The organism is Nocardioides hungaricus (genome assembly GCF_054782915.1).
On record NZ_BAAGRO010000064.1, the window covers coordinates 1 to 21,176 of the forward strand.

The 21,176-nt window shown below is 73.6% G+C and carries 14 protein-coding genes and 1 rRNA gene; 3 read left to right on the forward strand and 12 right to left on the reverse strand.

The features are described from left to right. The 3 genes from ACYVKX_RS21655 to tyrS form a co-directional block, all read right to left on the reverse strand. Positions 1 to 59: ribosomal RNA gene (locus ACYVKX_RS21655) — 16S ribosomal RNA — on the reverse strand; the annotation flags it as partial. Between the two features lie 461 nt (positions 60 to 520). Next, positions 521 to 1,567 carry an alpha-hydroxy acid oxidase gene (locus ACYVKX_RS21660; protein ID WP_460835770.1) on the reverse strand — a complete coding sequence of 349 codons (1,047 nt, stop codon included), beginning with the start codon at positions 1,565 to 1,567 and terminating at the stop codon, positions 521 to 523. Then, a complete protein-coding gene (gene tyrS / locus ACYVKX_RS21665) occupies positions 1,564 to 2,835 on the reverse strand; it encodes a tyrosine--tRNA ligase (RefSeq protein ID WP_460835771.1) in 1,272 nt (423 codons plus the stop codon). The genes ACYVKX_RS21660 and tyrS overlap by 4 nt, the downstream gene beginning before the upstream one ends. Before the next feature lie 62 nt (positions 2,836 to 2,897). Here tyrS and ACYVKX_RS21670 point away from each other — a divergent pair, with 62 nt between their 5' ends. The 3 genes from ACYVKX_RS21670 to ACYVKX_RS21680 are packed head-to-tail and all read left to right on the forward strand — an operon-like array spanning position 2,898 to position 7,718. Beyond that, positions 2,898 to 4,253, forward strand: a complete 1,356-nt coding sequence (locus tag ACYVKX_RS21670) for a serine/threonine-protein kinase (RefSeq protein ID WP_460835772.1) — start codon at positions 2,898 to 2,900, stop codon at positions 4,251 to 4,253. A gap of 46 nt (positions 4,254 to 4,299) precedes the next feature. After that, positions 4,300 to 7,512 carry a response regulator gene (locus ACYVKX_RS21675; protein ID WP_460835773.1) on the forward strand — a complete coding sequence of 1,071 codons (3,213 nt, stop codon included), beginning with the start codon at positions 4,300 to 4,302 and terminating at the stop codon, positions 7,510 to 7,512. Further along, positions 7,509 to 7,718, forward strand: a complete 210-nt coding sequence (locus ACYVKX_RS21680; protein WP_460835774.1) for a hypothetical protein — start codon at positions 7,509 to 7,511, stop codon at positions 7,716 to 7,718. Before ACYVKX_RS21675 ends, ACYVKX_RS21680 begins: the two co-directional genes overlap by 4 nt. Before the next feature lie 31 nt (positions 7,719 to 7,749). Here ACYVKX_RS21680 and ACYVKX_RS21685 read toward each other — a convergent pair whose 3' ends face one another. The 9 genes from ACYVKX_RS21685 to ACYVKX_RS21725 form a co-directional block, all read right to left on the reverse strand. After that, the gene (locus tag ACYVKX_RS21685; protein WP_460835775.1) at positions 7,750 to 9,384 is read right to left on the reverse strand and encodes a PucR family transcriptional regulator; all 1,635 of its coding nucleotides are present in this window, start codon (positions 9,382 to 9,384) and stop codon (positions 7,750 to 7,752) included. 119 nt (positions 9,385 to 9,503) lie between these two features. Next, a complete protein-coding gene (gene menC / locus ACYVKX_RS21690) occupies positions 9,504 to 10,610 on the reverse strand; it encodes an o-succinylbenzoate synthase (protein WP_460835776.1) in 1,107 nt (368 codons plus the stop codon). Beyond that, positions 10,607 to 11,512, reverse strand: a complete 906-nt coding sequence (locus ACYVKX_RS21695) for a GNAT family N-acetyltransferase (protein WP_460835777.1) — start codon at positions 11,510 to 11,512, stop codon at positions 10,607 to 10,609. The genes menC and ACYVKX_RS21695 overlap by 4 nt, the downstream gene beginning before the upstream one ends. Next, positions 11,509 to 12,627 (reverse strand): M20/M25/M40 family metallo-hydrolase, encoded by a 1,119-nt coding sequence (locus tag ACYVKX_RS21700; RefSeq protein ID WP_460835778.1) that lies wholly within the window; start codon positions 12,625 to 12,627, stop codon positions 11,509 to 11,511. The genes ACYVKX_RS21695 and ACYVKX_RS21700 overlap by 4 nt, the downstream gene beginning before the upstream one ends. After that, complete coding sequence (locus ACYVKX_RS21705; RefSeq protein WP_460835779.1) at positions 12,627 to 15,929, reverse strand: serine hydrolase; 3,303 nt, start codon at positions 15,927 to 15,929, stop codon at positions 12,627 to 12,629. The genes ACYVKX_RS21700 and ACYVKX_RS21705 overlap by 1 nt, the downstream gene beginning before the upstream one ends. Continuing rightward, positions 15,926 to 16,678 carry an ABC transporter ATP-binding protein gene (locus ACYVKX_RS21710; protein WP_460835780.1) on the reverse strand — a complete coding sequence of 251 codons (753 nt, stop codon included), beginning with the start codon at positions 16,676 to 16,678 and terminating at the stop codon, positions 15,926 to 15,928. Before ACYVKX_RS21710 ends, ACYVKX_RS21705 begins: the two co-directional genes overlap by 4 nt. Then, positions 16,675 to 18,603: a dipeptide/oligopeptide/nickel ABC transporter permease/ATP-binding protein gene (locus ACYVKX_RS21715; protein WP_460835781.1), complete on the reverse strand. Its 1,929-nt coding sequence runs from the start codon at positions 18,601 to 18,603 to the stop codon at positions 16,675 to 16,677. Before ACYVKX_RS21715 ends, ACYVKX_RS21710 begins: the two co-directional genes overlap by 4 nt. A 6-nt stretch (positions 18,604 to 18,609) precedes the next feature. Continuing rightward, on the reverse strand, positions 18,610 to 19,611 hold the full coding sequence (locus ACYVKX_RS21720) for an ABC transporter permease (RefSeq protein ID WP_460835782.1): 1,002 nt from the start codon (positions 19,609 to 19,611) through the stop codon (positions 18,610 to 18,612). Continuing rightward, positions 19,611 to 21,164 carry an ABC transporter substrate-binding protein gene (locus ACYVKX_RS21725; RefSeq protein WP_460835783.1) on the reverse strand — a complete coding sequence of 518 codons (1,554 nt, stop codon included), beginning with the start codon at positions 21,162 to 21,164 and terminating at the stop codon, positions 19,611 to 19,613. Before ACYVKX_RS21725 ends, ACYVKX_RS21720 begins: the two co-directional genes overlap by 1 nt. Positions 21,165 to 21,176: the final 12 nt, after the last annotated feature.

Consider the following 21,176-nt stretch of genomic DNA (forward strand, 5'->3'; position numbering starts at 1 on the left):
TGCATGTGTTAAGCACGCCGCCAGCGTTCGTCCTGAGCCAGGATCAAACTCTCCATCAAAAAACCAAAAGAGCCATTCCCCAACAAGACAACACTAACAAAAAATGTCAGAATCATTGCCAAAGAAACCCATCAACCAACCCCCACAAACAAAAGGGACCAGCCAACAGGACATACAAACCAATTCATCGACTATTGACACACTGTTGAGTTCTCAAAAATCAGACACACGCGAAGTCTCGCATTTCTGCGACCCATCCGGGCGACTCGTAAAACTTAGCGGTTGAATACCGGCGGTGCAAATCCGCCCGTAACCGCTCCCGTGCACACGAAGAACGACCGAATTCTCGGCGATCCGATGTGAGCGGGTGGCCGCTTCGGGGCCGGAGGCCCGACCTGACCGGCCTTGCCTCCCGCCGCACCCTGGCGACCCGGAGAACAGTAGGGGACCGGACGCACGAGTTCAAATCGACTCGACGCGACCCTCGGCGCGACCCGGGGCCCGACCGCGTCTGCGCTGGTCAGGGCAGGTGCCGGGCGTCTGTGGGAGCGCGGCATCCGGCGAGTCGCAGCGCCTCGACGGTCTGCGCGAGGAGCTCGCGATGGAGGGCGGCGACACCGTCGGCCCCCTCGGCCAGCGCGAGGAGCGGCAGCCGCCCGAGGAAGACGGCGTCCGCGCCGAGGGCCAGCGCGGCCAGCACGTCGAGTCCGGAGCGGATGCCGCCGTCGACGTACACCTGGGCACGGTCTCCGACCGCCGCGACCACGTCGGGCAGACACGCGGCGGTGGACGCCGCGCGGTCGAGCTGGCGGCCGCCGTGGTTGGACACCCACACCGCGGCCGCGCCGGCCTGGACGCTGCGCTCGGCGTCCTCGCCGCGCAGCACGCCCTTGACGACGACCGGCAGCCCCGTGCGGGCGGCGAGCCAGCCCAGGTCGTGGGGCCCGAGGTCGAGCGCCTTCTCGGCGCCGGGCTGGTCGTCGTACCCGGGGGCGAAGTTCACGCGGAGCAGGTCGGGGTCGGCGGTGTCCCAGACGAGGGGGACGTCGGGGCTGGCGTACTTGGTGCCGACGACCGGGGTGTCGACGGTGAGGACGACGGCGCTCGCGCCCGCCGCGACCGCGGCCTCGAGCAGCGGCTCGGCGAGGGTCCGGTCGGCGGGCAGGTAGGCCTGGAGCCACCAGCGGACCCCGGTCGCCGCGATCTCGGCGAAGGAGGTGCCCGCGTTGCTGGAGACCACCAGCACTCCCCCGGCCTCGGCGGTGGCGCGAGCCATCGCGACCTCGCCCTCGGGGTGCACCGCACGCTGGAGGGTGGTGGGCGCGACGCCGAACGGCAGCTCGGAGCGGTGGCCGAGCAGCGTCACGCCCGGGTCGACGTGGGTGACGTCGTGCAGCACCCGCGGCCGGAACCGCACCGAGCGCCAGGCGGCGACGGCCTCGCCGGTGGTGACGCCCTCGCGGGCGCCCTGCAGGAGGTACTCGAGGACGGAGGCGGCGAGCGACTCGCGGGCGCGCTCCTCCAGGGCAGCGAGCCAGCGCGCCTCTGCCGTCCTCGGAGCCGTCATCGGACCTCGACGCCGGCGAAGCTCTTCTTGCCGCGACGCAGCACCAGCAGCCGGTCCTCGATCAGGTCGGCGTCGCCGGGGACGTACTCGGGGTCCTCGACCCGCTCGTTGTTGAGGTAGGCGCCGCCCTCGGCGACGGCCCGCCGGGCCTCGCCCTTGCTCCTCACCAGCTCGGCCTCGACCAGCAGGTCGACGATCGTCGGGACGTCGTCGGCCGGGACGGTGACCAGCGGCCGCGCGGTGGCGAGCGCGGCGTGCAGGGTGCGCCACCCGACCGACCGGAGGTCGCCGGTGCCGAAGAGCGCGGCCGACGCCTCCCTGATCCGCTCGGTCTCGTCGGCACCGTGCACGAGCGCGGTGACGTGCTCGGCCAGCGCGCGCTGCGCCGCCCGGAGGAACGGCTTCTCGGCGTGCCGCGCCTCGAGCTCCTCGATCTCCGTGCGCGACAGGAACGTGAACACCCGCAGCAGCTCGCCGACCTTCTCGTCCTCGACGTTGAGCCAGAACTGGTAGAAGGCGTACGGCGACATCATCTCCGGGTCGAGCCAGAGCGCGCCGCCCTCGGTCTTGCCGTACTTGGTGCCGTCGGCCTTGGTCAGCAGCGGTGTCGCGAACGCGTGCGCCCTGCCGCCGTCCGAGCGGCGAATCAGCTCGACACCGGCCGTGAGGTTGCCCCATTGGTCGGAGCCGCCGAACTGCAGCGTCACGCCGTGGTCGCGGTACAGGTTGAGGAAGTCCAGCGACTGGAGCAGCACGTAGCTGAACTCGGTGTAGCTGATGCCGCTCTCGAGGCGACGGCTGACGACGTCGCGGGCCAGCATCCGGTTCACGGGGAAGTGCTTGCCGATGTCGCGCAGGAAGTCGATCGTCGACAGGCTCGCAGTCCAGTCGTAGTTGTCGACCATGGTCGCGGCGTTCTCGCCCTCGAAGGACAGGAACGGCTCGATCTGGCCGCGCACGCGCTCGACCCACTCCTTGACGGTGTCCAGGGAGTTCAGCGTGCGCTCGCCGGACTCGCGCGGGTCGCCGATCATGCCGGTGGCGCCGCCGACGAGGGCGTACGGGGTGTGCCCGGCAAGCTGCAGCCGCCGGGCCGTCAGCACCTGGACCAGATGACCCATGTGCAGGCTCGGCGCGGTCGGGTCGAAGCCGACATAGAACCGGACGCTCCCGGACGCCAGGGCCTCGCGCAGGGCGTCGAGGTCCGTCGAGTGCGCGATCAGGCCGCGCCACTCGAGGTCGTCGAGGAGGTTCGGGTCGACGGTCACGGGCCCAAGACTGCCATGTGCGTCACTGACTAGGCTCGTCGGATTGTGGGAAGGGGCGCGGAGTGATCGCAGGCAGGTACGCGCTCGACCGGGAGATCGGGCGCGGCGGCATGGGCGCGGTGTGGCTCGGCCGCGATGAGGTACTCGGGCGCGACGTCGCGCTCAAGCGGCTCGGGCTCGCGCCCGGGGGCACGACGCCCGACCTCGCCCGCGCCGAGCGGGAGGCGCGACTGGCCGCCCGGCTCAACCACCCGCACGTGGTCGCGGTCTACGACCTGGTGACCGAGGCCGACGAGCAGTGGCTCGTCATGGAGTACGTCGAGGGCACGACTCTCGCCGCGCTGGTGCAGCGCGAGGGGGCGCTGCCGCCCGAGGCCGCGGCGCGCATCCTCCAGCAGGCGGCGGACGCGCTCGCCGCCGCCCACGGCGCCGGGATCGTGCACCGCGACGTGAAGCCGTCGAACATCCTGGTCACGCCCGACGGGCAGGTGAAGCTCTCCGACTTCGGCATCGCCCGCGCCGAGGCCGACGCGTCGCTCACCCGGACCGGGCTGGTGACGGGCTCGCCGGCGTACCTCTCCCCCGAGGTCGCCTCCGGCCAGCAGGCGACGCCGGCCAGCGACGTCTGGTCGCTCGGCGCGACGCTCTTCTTCACGCTGGCCGGGCACCCGCCGTACGACACCCGCGACAACGTGCTCGGCGCGCTCTACCGGATCGTGCACGAGGACCCGCCGCGGCTCCCGAACGCCGGCTGGCTGGCGCCGCTGCTCGCGGCGACGATGACGCCGGAACCGGCCGACCGCTGGCCGATGGCGCGGGTGCGCGACTTCCTCGCGGGCGGCCCGCGGCTCGAGGAGACGCGCACGCTGGCCGCCGTACCGCCGCCGCCCCCGGCGCCTGCGGCCGTGCAGGCACAAGCACCCGCGCCTGCGCGCCGCTCCCGCGGCGGCCCGCTGGCCGTGGCGCTCGCGGTGGCCGCGATCGTCGTGCTCGCCGTGGTCGCCTGGAGGCTCGGGATGACCGGCGACGGCGAGCCGGGCGCGGACCCGGGCCCGTCGCGAACCGGCGGGCAGCAGTCCTCGCCACCGCCCACCTCGCAGACTCCGCGGGAGGTGACCGCGGACGGGATGGAGGGCTTCGTCGAGCAGTACCTGGCGACGGTCACGACCGACCAGCAGGCGTCCTGGGAGATGCTGACGCCGGAGTTCCAGGACACGAGCGGTGGGTTCGGGCGGTACCAGAGGTTCTGGCGCGGCTTCTCGACCGCCGACCTGCTGGCGGCGGAGGCCGATCCGGGGAGCATGACGATCGGCTACACGGTCGAGTACCAGCGCACGGACGGCTCGAAGTTCCAGGACGACGTGACGCTCACGCTCGAGGGCACCGACGACGCGTTCCTGATCGCGGGCGAGAGCTGACGTCCGAAATCCCGCCGGAGCCCTATCGTGGGGCTCGGGAGGTCAGATGGAGCTGGCGACGCTGTACCGGGACATCGTCGAGACGTCACCGGACGCGATCTGGGTGTTCGACCTGGACGGCCGCATCCGGTACGCGAACCCAGCGCTGCGCGTGCTCTTCGGCGCCGCCGAGCCCGCGACCGTCTTCGACACCCTCGACGAGGTCGGGAAGGCGCAGTTCGCCGAGCACCTCGACGTGCTCCGGTCGGGGGTCACCAACGATGCCGACGTCGAGATCCAGTTCGTCCGCCATGACGGCAGCGTGGCGTGGGTGATCACGAGCGAGAGCCTCCTGCACGACGCCGACGGCGAGCTCGTCGGCGTACTGCACCGGATGTCCGACTACAGCGAGCGGCGCCGGGCGGTCGACGAGCTCACCGTCGGCCAGGCTCGGCTCTCCGAGGCGCAGCGGATCGCCCGGATCGGCAGCTGGGAGTGGGACCTCGGCGCCAACAGGATCTCGGCGTCCGACGAGCTGCGCGAGCTGTTCCGGCTGCCGGACGACATGGAGACCGGGACGTTCGAGGAGTTCCTCGAGGGCGTCCACGAGGACGACCGCGACGCGGTCGACTCGGCCGTGCGCGGGGCGCTCGAGACCGGTGGCAGCTTCGTCTTCGTGGCCCAGGTGCTGCGCGCGGACGGCACCTGGATGTGGACCCGCGGCCGCGGCGTCGCCCACCTCGACGACGCCGGCCGGGTCACCCACATGTACGGCACCCACCAGGACGTCACCGAGACCAAGCTCGCCGAGATCGCGCTCGAGGACCAGGTCCGGCAGAACACCCTGATGCAGGCGGTGGCCAGCGCCGCGAACGAGGCGGCGACGCTGGCCGACGTGCTCGGCCAGGCGCGCCTGCTGGTGCTGCTCCACGACGACTGGGAGCGGGGCCGCGCGTTCCTGCCGAACGACGAGCGCACCGGCGTCGTGCCCCTCTACATCACCGACGCAGACCGCGCCGACGACCTCGCGACCCCCGAGGTCACGGCGATGGAGCTGGCCCTGGCCGACCGGGCGTTCCGCGAGCGGAGGTCGGTGTGGGACGACGCCCACCTGACGATCGCGTTCACCGTCGAGTACGCCGGCGAGGTGGTCGCCGTCCTGACGATCACCTCGGCGCCGCCGCTCTACCGCTTCGAGATGATCGAGTCGATGGTGGAGCAGGTCGCGGTGCAGCTCGGCCGGGTCGCCGAGCGCGAGCGGGCGCAGCGCGAGCTGGCCGACGCGCGCGACGGCGCCCTCGCGGCGTCCCGGCAGAAGTCGGAGTTCCTCGCGACGATGAGCCACGAGATCCGCACCCCGCTCAACGGCGTGATCGGGCTCAACGACCTGCTGCTGCGCTCCGAGCTGGACGCCGACCAGCTGCGCCTGGCCTCGGGGGTGCAGGTCGCGAGCCGGGCACTGCTGGCCGTGATCAACGACGTCCTCGACTTCTCCAAGATCGAGGCCGGGAAGCTGGAGCTGGAGCGGCTCGACTTCGAGGTGCGCCCGGTCTTCGAGCAGGTCGCGAGCGTGCTGGGCGAGATGGCGCGCGCCAAGGACCTGGAGTTGATGGTCTCCTGCCACCCCGACGTACCCGAGGTGCTCGCCGGCGACCCCACCCGGCTCGCGCAGGTGCTCACCAACCTCGGGTCGAACGCGGTGAAGTTCACCGCCGAGGGCCAGGTCGTGGTGCGCGCGACCGCGGAGCCGGCGCCGGACGGCGACACCGTGCTGCGCGTCGCCGTCTCCGACACCGGCGTGGGCGTGCCCGAGGTCGACGTCGACATGCTCTTCGAGGCGTTCACGCAGGCCGACGCCTCGACCACGCGGCGCTTCGGCGGCACCGGCCTGGGCCTGGCGATCTCGAAGGAGATCGTGGAGGCGCTGGGCGGCGAGATCGGCCTGGACGCGAACCCCGGCGGCGGCAGCGTCTTCTGGTTCACCGCCCGCTTCGGTGCGCCGGCCGGGCCGAGCGTGGACGCGGACGACGAGTACGCCCGCAGCTGGCTGGCCGGCCGGCGGGTGCTGGTCGTCGACGACAACGACCACAACCGGCTGATCCTCGAGGAGCAGCTGGCCTGGTGGAGGCTGCGCACCGCGGCCGCGGTCGACGCCGACTCCGCGGAGTCGGCGATCGCCGGGGCGCTCGCGGCCGGGGACCCGTTCGAGGGCGTGCTCATGGACCTGTCGATGCCGGACCGCGACGGGCTCGACCTGGCTCGCGCACTGGCCCGTACGCCGGCGTACGACTCGATCCTGCGGCTGATGCTCACCTCGGCGACGTCGCCCGAGGCCGAGGACCTCGAGGCGTGCCGGATCGCGGAGTGCCTCACGAAGCCGGTGCTGGCCGGGGACCTCCGGCGGTCGCTGCTGCGCCACCTGGCCGGCGTCGAGCCGCGTGCCCTGGCCGAGCCGCCGGCGTCCGGGGACGGGCCCCGGCTGCGCGTGCTCGTCGTCGAGGACAACCCGGTGAACCAGCTGGTCGCCGTGGGGCTGCTCGAGGCGCTCGGCTATGTGGCGCGGACCGCGGACGACGGCGTGGTCGCGCTGGAGGTGCTGCGGGACGCCGCCTTCGACCTGGTGCTGATGGACGTGCAGATGCCGCGGCTGGACGGCTACGAGACCACCCGCGCGATCCGCGCGGTCGAGCCGCCCGGGGTGCGGGTGCCGGTGATCGCGATGACCGCGGCGGCCGTCGAGGGCGAGCGGGAGCGCTGCCTCGAGGCGGGCATGGACGACTTCCTCACCAAGCCCGTCGACCCGGCCGCGCTGGCGGGTGTCCTGGACCTCTGGGCCGGAGGCGCCGGGCCCCGCGAGCGGGGTAGCGTGCGGGCCGTGACCGAGGATCGCGACGCCGCCCTGGCCGGGCTGGAGCTGGATCGTCTCGACGAGCTGCGCGACCTGGACCCGGGCAACACCGCCTACCTGGACCGGGCGATCGGCAACTTCGTCGGCAGCACCCCGGGGACCTACGCGGCCATCGCCGCCGCCGTCGAGGCCGGTGACGCGCCCGCCCTGAAGCAGGTCGTGCACAAGCTCGCCGGCGGCGCCCTCAACCTCGGCGTGGTCGGGGCGGGTCGGCTCGCGCAGGAGATCGAGCTGGTCGCCGACACCGGCAGCACCGAGGCCGCGGAGGAGCTGATCCCGCGCCTCGGAGAGGAGCTGGAGAAGGGGCGTACGGCGCTGCTGGCCTACCAGGCGGCGTACTCGGGTTCCGGAACGGGTATGACGCCGGCATGAAGACCATCATCGGCCTCGTGGTCGTGCTCTGGCTGGTCATCGGCGCGGCGGCGGCGTGGCAGCGCGGCTACTTCGGCGATAACCGCGAGGTCAGCTGCAAGACCGCCGGCGACACCGGGCTCACGATCCTCGCCGGACCGCTCAACTATCTCGGCGCGAACCCCACGGTGGACTGCAAGGTGAAGGTGCCGCAGCCCTCGAAGTGACGCCTGCCGGCATCCCGGGTCCGGCGGCCGGTCAGCGCGGGCCGAGCACCCGCAGCTGGAGCATCGCGACGAACCGCTGGTCCGGGTCGGTCAGGTCGATCTCGCCGACCTCGGCGAGCCGGCGCAGCCGGTAGCGGAACGTGTTGGGGTGGACGTAGAGCGCCTCGGCGGCGGCGGTGACGTCGCCGAACGCGTCCAGCCACGCCTGGAGGGTCTCGACCAGGGTGGCGTGGTGGCGCTCGTCGTAGGCCAGCAGCTTCGCGAGCGAGCCGGTGGGGCGATCGCCGCGGGCGGCGGCCAGGTCGCGCAGCTCGAGCATCAGCGCCTCGACCTGGATGTCGTCGAGGCGGGCGACCCGGCGCTCGCCACGGCCGTCGCGGAGCACTCGCAGGATCCGGTCGGTCGAGGAGCGGGCGTTGGCGAGGCCGGCCAGGTCGCCGGCGACCGGGCCGACGCCGATCAGCGGGCGGGTGCGGTCGCCCACCCGGTCCAGGAAGTCGTGGGCGATGCGGACCGCCCGCTCCTCCCCCTCCTCGGCCGCGCCGGAGAGGGGCACCAGGCCGTAGGTGACGCCGCCGACGAGGGCGGCCGCGGAGCGCGGGTGGACGGCGGAGAGGTGCAGCGCGAACGCGTCGCTGAGCCGCTGCCGCTCGTGGACGGCGGTGGCGGCGTCCTCCTCCCCCGACGACGCGCCGGACGTCGCGACGCCGAGCACCATCAGCGACCGGCCGGCGAGGCCGAGCCGGTCGAGCGCCTCGCGGGCACCGGCGCCGCCCTCGAGCGCCGAGCTGAGCAGGTCGGCGCGCAGCCGACGCTGGACGTCGGCGCCCGCGCGGACGCGGAGCAGGTGGAGGGCGACCAGCTTGGCGGCGTCCCGAAGAGCCTGGTCGCGCTCCTCGCTGAGCGGACCGGGTACGGCGGCCCAGATCGACCCGAGCACCTCGTCGCCCGCCCGCACGGCGATGGCCACGCGGGGCATCGAGAAGTCGTCGGGCCCGTCGGCGACCGGGCTGATGAAGACCGGCCGGTCGCTGCGGTGCAGCTCGCGGAAGACGCCGCGCTCGTTGAGGATCCGCCAGTAGCGCTCGGGCACCTGGCGGCCCAGGATGGTCTCGACGCGGGACGGGTCCGCCTCGTCCTGACGGCCGGAGAACGCGAGCACGCGCGAGCTGCGGTCCTCGATGGTGATGGGGGCGTCGAGCAGCGACGCGACGGCGTTGGCGACCGCGAACAGGTCGCCGGACGGCAGCCCGCCGAGCGACTCCTGCTCCGTGACGCCGACGTCGCCCTCGGCGAGCAGCGAGCGCAGCATCGCGGCCAGGTGCGCCCACGGGGCGCCGCGGCTCAGGCCGAGCAGCGCGACGCCGGCGGCGTCGGCGGCGGCGCGGACCTCGGGCGTGGCGGGCACCGGAGCCCGCAGCACGAGTCCCTCGGTGCCGGCGGCGCCGAGCTCCTTCAGCAGCGCGACGACGTCGTCCGGCTCCTCCACGCCGACGCCCAGCACGAGCGCATGCGGCGGCAGCACCGGGGTGTCGACCGGGTCGTGGATGACCACGCCGCCGATCTCGTCCGCGCGCTCGGCGTCGCCGTGCACCAGGTCGAGCAGGGTCGCGCCGAGGTCGTCGAGGACTCGGCCGAGGCTGGCGCGCGGGCGTGGGCTGGTCATGGCGGGCGCCAGCCTACGACTCGGTCTCGATACGCCGGTCGCGAGCTCGTGCCTCGCTCGTGCGGCTACTCGACCTGGCTGCTGGTTCCCGGTCCTCACGAGTTCGGCCCCGGGGCAGCTCACACGGGCAGCCACTCGGACGCGGTCGTGACGGCGGCCAGCTCGTCCTCCAGCGGCACCACGCCCAGGCCCGGGCCGCTCGGCACCGCGAGGTGGCCGTCGTCGAGCACGAACGGCGGGGTGATGTCGGTGCGGTAGTAGCGCCCCGACCCGCTCGTGTCGCCCGGCAGCGCGAACCCCGGGAGCGCGGCGAGCGCCACGTTCGCGGCCCGGCCGAGGCCGGTCTCGAGCATGCCGCCGCACCACACCGGGACGCCGCTCGCGACGCACACGTCGTGGATCCGGCGCGCCTCGAGGTAGCCGCCGACCCGGCCCGGCTTGATGTTCACGATCGCGGCCGCGCCCAGCCGGATCGCCGCCGCGGCGGACCGCGCCGACACGATCGACTCATCGAGGCAGACCGGCGTCCGGATCAGCTTCGCGAGGTCGGCATGGCCCAGCACGTCCTCCTCCTCGAGCGGCTGCTCGATGAGCAGCAGGTCGAAGGGGTCGAGCCGCGCGAGGTGGCGGGCGTCGGCGAGGGTGTACGCCGTGTTGGCGTCGACCTGGAGGAGCACGTCGTCGCCGTACCTCTCCCGGACGGCGCGGACCGGCTCGACGTCCCAGCCCGGCTCGATCTTGAGCTTGATCCGGACGTAGCCCTCGTCGAGGTAGCCGCCGACGGCGTCCAGCAGCGCCGCGACACTGTCCATGATCCCGACCGAGACGCCGCACGGCACCCGGTCGCGGACGGCGCCGAGCTCGCGCGCGAACGAGCGGCCCTGGCTGCGCAGCTCGGCGTCGAGGACGCCCATCTCCAGCGCGGCCTTGGCCATCCGGTGGCCCTTGAAGGGCTCCAGCACGCGCGCGACCGCGTGGGCGTCGAGCGGTCCGGACGCGGCGAGCGCGGGCACCAGGAACCGGCGCAGCACGTCGGCGGCGGCCTCGTTGTACTCCGAGGAGTAGAGCGGGTCGGCCATCGCCACGCACTCGCCCCAGCCCTCGGCCTCGTCGGTGACGACGCGCAGCAGCATCAACTCGCGGGCGGTCTGGGTCCCGAACGACGTGCGGAACGGCGCCACCAGCGGCATCGTCACGCGCCGCAGCTCGACTCCGGTCAGCTTCACTGCTCTCTCCTCACGACGTACCACCCGTTGCGGTCGAACCCGGTCACCCGCCCGCCGTCCGCGACCAGCGCGGTGAGCGCCTCGCGGACCGCGACGCGCCAGCGCTGGGCGAGTGCCGGGTCGGCGAGGCGCAGCGCCTCGATGTCGTGGGGTACGGCGACGAGCACGATCGGGCCGGCCAGCCGGCCGGCCTCCGGCCCCCCGTCGGCGCCGACGCCGACGCCGACCACGGCACCGGCCGCGACCTCCTCGTCGACCAGCGCCGGCGCCGTACGACCGGAGCAGGCGGCGACGACGTCCGGGGCGCGCAGGTCCCAGCGGACGAGCAGCCGGTCCGACTCGTCGTCGCCGTTGAGATCGTCGAGCATCGGGCCGTAGAAGTTCGGGAGGTACTCGACCGGGCGGGCGGACAGCTTGACCAGGTTGAAGTAGGCGTTGCGGCTCACGAGCGGGTCGAAGGTCCACGCGATCGTCGAGACGCCGCGCAGCATCGCCCACGCGCGCTGGTGCAGCTTGAGCGCGAAGCCGACGTGCCGGCCGCCGACGTCGGCGTGCACGCCCGCGATGTGGCTGTGCAGCGCGTCCTCGGACGGCGCGTGGAAGAAGCCGACGCAGGCGCCGACCAGCCGCTCGCCGTCGAACGCGCCGCCGACGTAGTTGCCGGCCTTGCCGAGCGCGCGGAGCAGCTCCACCGAGAGCGGCGGGCTGTCGGCGCGGCCCCAGATGCTCGCGTAGAGGTCCACGGCCGCAGCCAGCTCGGCCAGGTCGCCGATCTCGCGCACCGACACGCCCGCGGCGAGCGCGGCGGCGTCGGCCGCCTGCACGGCGCGGTCCAGGTCGGCGTCGATCGCGGCCAGGTTCGTCACGACGCCCATGCTGCTGCGGTTCTCCGGGCTCGTCATGGTCGGTCTGCACCAGTCGCGAGCAGGTCGTTCGTCGGCAGCGCCAGCAGGTCGGCGACCAGGGCGCCGAGCAGTTGCGTGCGACCGGGCAACTCGTCGACGAGCACGTGCTCGTCGTCGGCGTGCGCCCCTCCCCCGACGGCGCCGAGGCCGTCGAGCGTGGGGCAGCCGACGCCCGCGGTGAGGTTGCCGTCGGACGCGCCGCCGACCGCGGCCGCGGGCGGCACCGGCAGCCCGAGACGTACGGCGAGCGAGCGGGCCCGCTCGTAGAGCGCCTGTGACGAGGCGGCGTCGAGCGGCGGGCGGTTCGGCCCGCCGGTCACCTCGATCACGGCGCCCGGCAGCACGGGTCGCAGCGCGCGCATCGCGGCGTCCACCCGGTCCTGCTCCTCGATCGTGCGCACCCGCACGTCGACGGCGAACGAGCCCTCGGCGGGCACGGTGTTCGTCGTGGTGCCGGCGGTCGCCGCCGTCGGGGTGACGGTGGTGCCGAGGCCGGGGCGGGCCAGCCCGGCGACGGCGAGCGCCTGGTGGGCGAGCTCGAGCGTGGCGTTGACCCCGCGCTCCGGCTCCAGGCCGGCGTGCGCGGCCCGGCCGACCACCCGCACGCCGTACAGGGAGACGCCCTTGCGCTCGGTCTTGAGCGCGCCGCCGTCGGCGGACGCCTCCAGCACGAGCGCCGCCTCGGCCAGGCGCGCCTCCTGCTCGATCAGCCCGCGCGAGCTCGGCGAGCCGAGCTCCTCGTCGCCGGTGACCAGGATGGTGACGCCGTCCTTCCCCGCCGCCGCGTGGAGCATCATCGCGACCCCGGCCAGCATGTCGAAGCAGCCGGGGCCGCGCAGCACGCCGTCCTCGATCGAGAACGGGTGCGTCGCGAGCGAGCCGATCGGCCACACCGTGTCGTGGTGGCCGAGCAGCAGCACCCGCGACGGCCCGTCGCCCAGCCGCCAGCGCAGGTGGGTGCGGCCGTCGATCACGATCCGCTCGGGCGGTACGCCGAGACGGCGCTCGCCCACGCGGGCGACGACGTCCGCGGACCGGGCGACGGCCGCCAGGTCCGCGGACGGCGACTCGCACTCGACCAGCTCGCGGATGTCGGCGAGAAGCTGCTCCATCAGTCCACCCGCGGGGTCGCGCGCACGCCGAAGTGCACGTAGCGCTCGCCGGTCGGCAGCTCGTAGAAGGTCACCGGCGCCCAGGTGTCGGCCTCGGGCGGCTTGACCGCGAACAGCGCGGGGCCGACCGGCACCATCGGGTACTCCTCCACCGGGTCCGGCACCATCTCGGCCAGCGGGCCGAGGATGGTGGTGCGCAGGGTCGGCCCCGCTGCCGATCCCTGGGCGAGCACCTCCATCCGCACCGACGAGCGCGCGTAGGTGCCGACGTACGGCGCGATGTCGACCTCGACCGGCTCGGCCGGCGGCGCGAACGGGGTGGACATCTCGACACCGGCCACCTCGCGGAAGATCTCGCGGTAGAGGTCCTCGTAGAGGTCGCGGGTGTTGCCGCCGTTGGCGAGCAGCGCGACGGCCATCCCCGGCCGATCGGCGGCAGCGGGCAGCAGTCGCAGGAAGCCGGCCTGGCCGAGGGTGTTGCCGTCGTGGCCGATCAGCCGCGCGCCGTTCCAGCCGAAGCGGATCCAGCCCAGGCCCCAGGAGTCGCCGAGGACGAGCTTGTCGGGCAGGTCGGCCTCGTGGCGGGTCATCGCCTCGGTCGACGCGGGCGAGAGCACCTGCGTGCCGTCGGGTGCGCGTCCTCCGGAGAGGTGCATCCGGGCGAAGCCGAGCACGTCGCGGACCGTCGACTTGATCAGGCCGGCCGGACCGACCGAGCGCGGCAGATCCCAGACGGGCGTGGGCTCCTGGCCGCTCTCGCCGTCCACGTGGCCGACGGCGGCGGCGAACAGGATCGCCTCCTCGGCCAGCGTGCAGGTGTGGTCGAGGCCGAGCGGGGTGAACAGCCGCTCCTTCATCGCCTGGTCCCACGTCTGGTCGGTGAGCCTCTCGATCACGCGGCCGAGCAGCGACCAGCCGGAGTTGCAGTAGGACCAGGTCGCGCCGAGCGGGTGGTTCTGGGCGACGTCGGCGAGCAGCTCGGTGTACCTCTCCAGGCAGTCGTCGCCCCGGCCGGTGTCGGTGAAGACGTCGCCGTCGATGCCGCTGGTGTGCGTGAGCAGGTGCCGGATCGTCAGCCGCTTGGTCACGTCCGGGTCGGAGAGCCGGAGCTCCGGGACCACCTCGACGACCGGGGTGTCGAGCGCGACCTTCCCCTCGTCGACGAGCTGCATGACGACCGTGGCCGTCCACACCTTGCTGATCGAGCCGATCTGGAAGACCGAGTCGGTGGTGGCCGGCTGGCCGGTGCGGCTGTTGAGGACGCCGTACGCCGCCTCGACCACGTCGCCATCGGGGCCGGCCCCGTCGAGGATGCCGAGCTGGGCGCCGGGCACCCGGTGCCTGCGCGCGAGCACCTCCAGGCGGCGCTGCCAGTGGGCGGCGTCGACGCGCGGGCGGCCGCCGCGCTCGACGTACTGCTCGAGCCAGGCGACCACGCGGCGGCTGTAGTCCATCCGCTGCGACGGCCTGCCGAGCAGGACGAAGACGTGCGAGGCGTCGGGATAGAGGACCAGCTCGGTCGGGACGCCGCGCTCGCGCAGCGAGGTGTGCCACTGCTGGGCCTGGCCGACCGGGCAGGTCAGGTCGTCCCGGCCGTGCAGCACCAGCGTCGGGGTGGTGACCTTGTCGACGCGGGTGAGCGGCGACATCGCGGCGTACCGCTCGACCTCGGCCCACGGGGTGCCGCCGAGCTCGTAGCGGCCCAGGAGCGCGCCGTCGTCGCTGTGGCCGTACATGCTGACCAGGTCGCTGACGACGCCGCCCGCGACGGCCGCACGGAACCGGTCGGTGTGGCCGGTGAGCCAGCAGGTCATGAACCCGCCGTAGCTGTAGCCGGTCACGGCGAGCCGCTCGGGGTCGGCGAGCCCCTCGGCGACGAGCGCGTCGACGGGCTCGAGGAAGTCGTCGACGTCGGCGACGCCCCAGGCGCCCTGCACGCCATCGTGGAACGCCGCGCCGTAGCCGTCGCTGCCGCGCGGGTTGACCAGCAGCACCGCCCAGCCCCGCGCGGCGAGCGCCTGGTGGTAGACGTGCATCTCGTCGGCGGCGGCGTTCCACGCGTTGTGCGGGCCGCCGTGGATGTCGAGCAGCAGCGGCAGCGGACCGTCGACGGCGGGGTCGCGGACCAGCCAGGCCTGCACCTCGGTGCCGTCGGAGATCGCGAACGTGCGCTCCTCGCGGACGAACAGCTCGATGCCATCAGGGTCGCCGGCGCCGTGGTCGGTCAGCACGGTCTCGGCGCCGCTCGCGAGGTCGACGGCGACGATCTCGCCGTACGACGTGGGCGTGGCGAGCGCGACGACGGCCGTGCCGCCGGCGACCGAGAGGCCCGAGACGACGCGGCCGGCGCCGGCGAGGACCGGGCCGTTCGCATCGTAGAGGTGGCTGCAGCCGCGGTCGCGGACCGCGAACAGCACCCGGCCGTCGGCGGTCTCGACCGGCAGCGCGCCGGGGTAGGCCGGGCCGCCGGGCATCACGTTGCGGTCCAGATGACCGGAGAGGTCGGTGGGCGCACCGCCGTCGAGCGGGACGCGGAGCAGGTGCGCGTGGCCGAGCGCGAGCCCCTCATGGCCGACGACCAGCAGGCTGGCGCCGTCGCTGCCGAACGACACGGTGGCGGCGATGCCGTCCTCCAGCGCGACCACCCGCGGCCGCGCCTTGGGGTCGTCGACGTCGAGCAGGTGCACGGCGGTGCGGAGCGTGAGGTCGCTGTCGTCGCCGACCTTGCGGGTGAACGCGAGCGTGCGGCCGTCGGCCGACCAGTCGGGCCGGCCGGCGTGGTCGCCGTCGGTGAGCTGACGGATGTCCCTCGAGGCGAGGTCGACGACGTGCAGCTGGCTGCGGACCGCGCCGAACATGCCGGCGCCGTCGGCCTGGTAGTCCACCCGCCTCGTGACCAGCGGGCCGGTCCCGCCCTCGTCACCGGCCGGGTCGACCGGCGCGGTGAACGCGAGCCGCGCGCCGTCCGGGCACCACACCGGGGCGCCCGCGCCGAGCGCGAGGTCGGTGACCCGCTCCGGCTCGCCGCCGTCGGCCGCCAGCACGTGCACCTGGCCGTCGCGCAGGAACGCCAGCCGCGTGCCGTCCGGCGACCAGGCCGGGGCGGTGTCGGTGGTCCCGGACGTCAGGCGGCGCGGCGTACCGCCGGTGGCCGGGACGGTCCAGAGCCGGTCCACGTTGCGGTCGTCCTCCTCGTCGAGCGTGCGGAGCACGTAGACGACGCGGCTGCCGTCGGGCGAGAGCGCGGGCTGGGACGGGACCGCGATCGCGGTGAGGTCGTCGATCGTCATGCGGCGGGTCATCGGGAGTTCCTGCTTCCTGGTACGGCGGCGAGCAGCTCGCGCGTGTAGTCGTGGTCGGGCGCGGCCAGCACCTCGGCCGTGGGGCCCTGCTCGACGATCCGGCCGCGGTGCATGACCGCGACGTGGGTCGCGACGTAGCGGACGACAGCGAGGTTGTGGGAGATGAACAGCATCGAGAGGCCGAGCTCGCGCTGGAGCTCGCGCACCAGGTTGAGCACGGCGCCCTGGATGGAGACGTCGAGCGCGGAGGTGATCTCGTCGGCGATCACGACGCTCGGTCGGCCGGCGAGCGCGCGAGCCAGCGCGACCCGCTGGCGTTGGCCGCCGGAGAGCTCGGAGGGCCGGGCGCCCGCGCGGCTCGGGTCGAGGTGAACCAGCTCGAGCAGCCGCCCCACCTCGGTCCGGCGCTCGGCGCGGCCCCTCCCCGAGGACAGGGCGCCACGCGGGAGCGCCTCGGCCACGCTCTCGCCGATGCTCATCCGCGGGTCGAGCGAGGAGTACGGGTCCTGGAAGACCATCTGCAGCGGGCGGTTGCGGCCCCTGGTCGACACCGGCTCCCCGTCGAGCAGGATCCGCCCCCCGTGCACCGGCGCGAGGCCGACCGCGGCGCGGGCGAGGGTGGACTTGCCGGAGCCGGACTCCCCCACCAGGCCGACGACCTGACCGGCCGGCACGGTGAGGCTGACGGCGTCGACCGCGGTCAGGTGGCCGTAGCGGACGGTCACCGCGTCGAAGACCAGCGCGCTCACGGGACCTCCACCTCCTCGAGGTCGCGGTCCTCGACTTCCAGGCGCAGCCGCTCGCCGGCATGCCAGCAGGCGACCCGGCGGCCGGCCGGGTCGTCGGGGTCGGCGAGCAGCGGCGGCTGCTCGGCGCGGCACCGCTCGGTGGCGAGCGGGCAGCGGGCGGCGTACGCGCACCCGGGCGGTACGTCGGCGGGGTCGACCGGCCGGCCGGGGATGACCGCGAGCGGCCGGTCGAGGTCGGTGTCCATGTCGGGGACGGCCGCGACCAGCGCCCGGGTGTAGGGGTGCCGCGCGGCGGTGGCCAGGTCGGCGGCGGGCAGGTCCTCGACGATCGTGCCGGCGTACATGACGAGCACTCGGTCGCAGACCTCGCCGACGACGGTGACGTCGTGGCTGATCAGCACCAGTGCGACGTCCTCGGCCGCGCGGATCGCCGCGAGCAGGTCGAGCACCTGCTGCTGGACGGTGACGTCGAGCGCGGTGGTCGGCTCGTCGGCGACGATGAGCGACGGCGTGCCCATCAGGCCCATGCCGATCATCGCGCGCTGGCGCATGCCGCCCGAGAACTCGTGCGGGTACTGGTGCGCCCGCCTCTCCGGCTCGGCGATCCGGACCGCGCCCAGCCGGTCGATCGCCCGCGCGAGAGCCGCCTTGCGGCTCATGCCCTGATGATGGCGGGCCGACTCGGCGAGCTGGCCGCCCATCCGCTGCGTCGGGTTGAACGAGGTCATCGGGTCCTGGAACACCATCGACAGCGAGGTGCCGAGCAGCCGTCGCTGGGCCTTCGTGTGGGGCTCGCGCAGGTCGGTGCCGAGCAGCTCGAGCCGGCTCGCCTCGACCCGGCCCGGGTCGCCGACCAGGCGTGAGATCGCCAGCGCGGTCAGGGACTTGCCGGAGCCGGACTCGCCGACGACGCCGACCGCCTCGCCCCGCCGTACGGCGAAGGAGATGCCGCGCACCGGGCGGATCGGCCCGGCCGGACCGGGGAACGTGACGACGAGGTCCCGGACGTCGAGCACCACGTCGCCGGCCGTCGTGCCGGGCACCTCGTCGGCCGGCTCCTCGGCCGCGAGGGCCGTCTCGGCCGGCGGCAGCTTCACGCCACCGACGACGCCGACACCGAGGGCCTTGGCGACGGACTCGCCGAACAGGTTGAACGCGAGGCCGGCCACCAGCACCGCGGCGCCCGGCCCGAGCGCCGCGGCGGGGTTGACGTAGATCGAGGCGACGCCGTCCATGAGCAGCCGGCCCCAGTCGTAGCGGGGCTGCTGGACGCCGAGGCCGAGGAACGACAGGCCCGCGAACGCCAGCAGCGCCCCACCGGCGCCGATGGTGGCGTTGACGACGAGCGGCTCCGAGATGTTGGGCAGCACGTGCCGCAGGAGGATGCGGAGCCGGCCGACACCGGCGACGCGGGCGGCCGCGACGTAGTCACGGGCGGCCACGCCGGCCACGAGGGTCTGGGTGAGGCGGCCGAACCCGGGTGCGCCCGCGAGACCGATCGCCAGGACGGCGCCCTTGGCTCCCACGCCGAAGATCACCGCGAAGAACAGCGCGAGCAGGATGCCCGGGAACGCCACGGCGATGTTGATGCCGGCGTTGACCAGCCGGCCGGACCGGCGGCCGAGCAGGAACGACGCCGTCCCGAGGACCAGCCCGGCGACGACGGCGATCAGCGTCGCCGTCAGGGCCAGGGACACCGACAGGCGGGTGGCGACGAGCGTCCGGTAGAAGATGTCGCGGCCGAGGTTGTCCGTGCCCGCCCAGTGCTCCGCGGACGGGCCGGCGAGGATGTCGGCGGTGTCGACGGCGTTCGCCTCGTCGGTCCAGAGGATCGGCGCCACGACCGCGAGCACCAGGACCGCGACCGTCAGGGCCGCCGCGGTCAGGCCCAGCGGCGTCCGGAGGACGCTCAGCCAGCGCTTCATCGGGTCTCAGTCCTCCCGGATCATGGATCGGGGGTCGAGGAGGGCGAGCGCCACGTCGACGACGGTGTTGACGAGCAGCACCCCGGCGCCGTACACGAGCACCACGGCCTGCACGACCTGGTAGTCCTTGTTGAGGATCGACGACACGATGGTGCTGCCCAGCCCGGGCCAGGCGAAGACGTTCTCGACCAGCACCGTGCCGGCGACCATCGCGCTCAGGATCAGCCCGCCCAGGGTGAGTGAGGCGGTGAGCGCGTTGGGCAGCGCGTGGCGCAGGTAGACGGTGCGGTCCGGCACCCGCTTCGAGCGGGCCGTACGGACGAAGTCGGCCTCGAGCACGGCGACCATCTCGACCCGGACGATCCGGGACAGGATCGCGGCCGGGCCGACCGCCAGGGCGATCACCGGCAGGACGTACGCCGAGGGCGTGTCGTTGCCCGCCACGGGCAGCCAGCCGAGGTCGACGCCGAAGACGTAGACGAGGCCGACGGCGACGAGGAAGTCGGGGATGGTCCCGAGGATCACGCTGGTGGTGGTGAAGGCGAGCTCGGTGCGCCGGCCGTGGCCGCGGCGGGTGAGCACGCCCATGGTGACGCCGAGCGGCACCGCGACCGCCACCGCGACCAGGAACGCCAGGAGCGCGAGCTGGAGCGTGGCCGGCAGCCGCTGGGCGACGATCTCCGACACTGGCAGCTGGGAGACCAGCGAGGTGCCGAAGTCACCGGTGAACAGGTTCTGCAGGTAGTGCCAGTACTGCACGAGCGGCGGGTCGTCGAGGCCCATCTCCTCGCGCTTCGCGGCGACCAGTGCGGCCGGCGCGGTCGGTCCGAGGGCCGCCCGCACCGGGTCGCCCGGGATCAGGTGGATCATGAGGAACGACGCCGTCACCAGCACCCACAGGGAGACCAGCAGGCGGCCGAGACGCCGTACCGCGAACCGGACCCACGGGTGGGAGGCGACTCCCACCCGTGCGGCCGGCGGCGGGGCGACCGAGCTCGCCAGGGACATCAGTTCGCGAGCATCCGGATACTGGTGGGCATCAGGGTGCCGGGGTAGTCGAACTCCGCGCCGTTGCCGTAGGTCTTCACCGCGTTGTTGGCGAAGGGCACGATGTCGGCGGCGGCCACGAGCTTCGACTCGGCGTCGAGCCAGGTCGAGCAGCCCTCGGTGCCGTTCGTCTTGGCGGCCGCGGCGACGCCGTCGGCGTACTCCTGGTTGTCGATGCCGGAGAAGTTGGTGCCGCCATCGGCCAGGCCCGGGCCGGACAGGAACGGGACCAGCTGGTCGGGGCTGCTCACGTTGAGCGGGACCCAGGCGACGTCCCAGTCGCCGGTGCCGAAGATCGCGCCCTGGAGCGCGGTCTCGTCGACGCCCTTGGCGGTCACGGTGGCGCCCGCGGCCTCCCACTGCTGGACGGCGAGCTCCGCCGCGCCGGCGACGGCCGGCCCGGCGGCGCTGGAGTAGAGGAAGGTGAGCTTCTTGCCCTCGAGGACCGCCTTGGCCGCCTCGACGTCCTGGGCCGGGAGCGCGGGGCCGACGGAGTCGCCCGGGCAGGAGGACGGGTCGAGAGAGGCGAACGTCGTCGCCAGGGTGCCCTCTCCCCCGGTGGCGACCGAGGCGAGCTCCTTGAAGTCGACGGCCTGGGTGAGCGCCATCCGGACGTCGGCGTCGGCGGTCGTGCGGCCGTCGTTGTGGTTGTACCACTGCTCGCCCACCATCGCCGTCGTGCTGACGCTGAACAGGTTGGCGCCCTCGGCCCTCTTGGCGTCCGGGCCCTGGATCGTGGCGGCGTTCACGTCGCCGGAGAGCAGCAGGTTCGCGGCCGTGCCCTCGTTCTGGACGACCTTCATGACGACCGTGTCGGGCATGCCCTTCTCGGCCGTGGTGGCGCCGTCGGGGCCCCAGGTGTAGCCCTCGCGGATCTGGTAGGTGTAGCTGTCGCCCGGCACCGCCTCGGTGAGCTCGTAGGGACCGGTGCCGGCCGTCGAGTCGGCCAGCGACCTGCGGTCCTGCATGCCGGACGCACACACCATCGGGAGGCTGGCGAGCCCGTTGAGCACGAACGGCGCCGGCTGCGCCAGCGTGATCGTCACCGTGCCCGCCGCGTCGTCGGCCTTCGCGGTCGCACCCACCGGCAGGAAGGTGCCGAGGTAGGGGCTCTTGTTCTTCGGGTCGCCCACGTAGGCGATGTTGTCGGCCGCCATCGTCGCGGTGAAGTCGCTGCCGTCGGAGCAGGTGGCGCCCTCGGCGAGGGTGAGGGTGACGGTCGTGCCGTCGACCTGCCAGTCCGTGGCGAGCTGGGACTTGACCTCGCCGGTCTTCCCGTCGATGAAGAGCAGGTTGTCGTAGGCGAGCTGGTTGACGGTGAACAGCTGGGTGCTCGCCGACGACTGCGGGTCGAGCTTGCCCGGGTCACCGGCGATCGACATGGTGAACGTGCCGCCGTCGGCGTACTCGCTGTCACCTCCCCCGCCAGCGGAGTTGTCGCCGCCTCCCCCGCCGCCGCAACCGGCGAGGAGGACGGTGGTCGCGCAGATGGCGAGCGATGCCTTCAGCTTCATGGGCGGATCCTT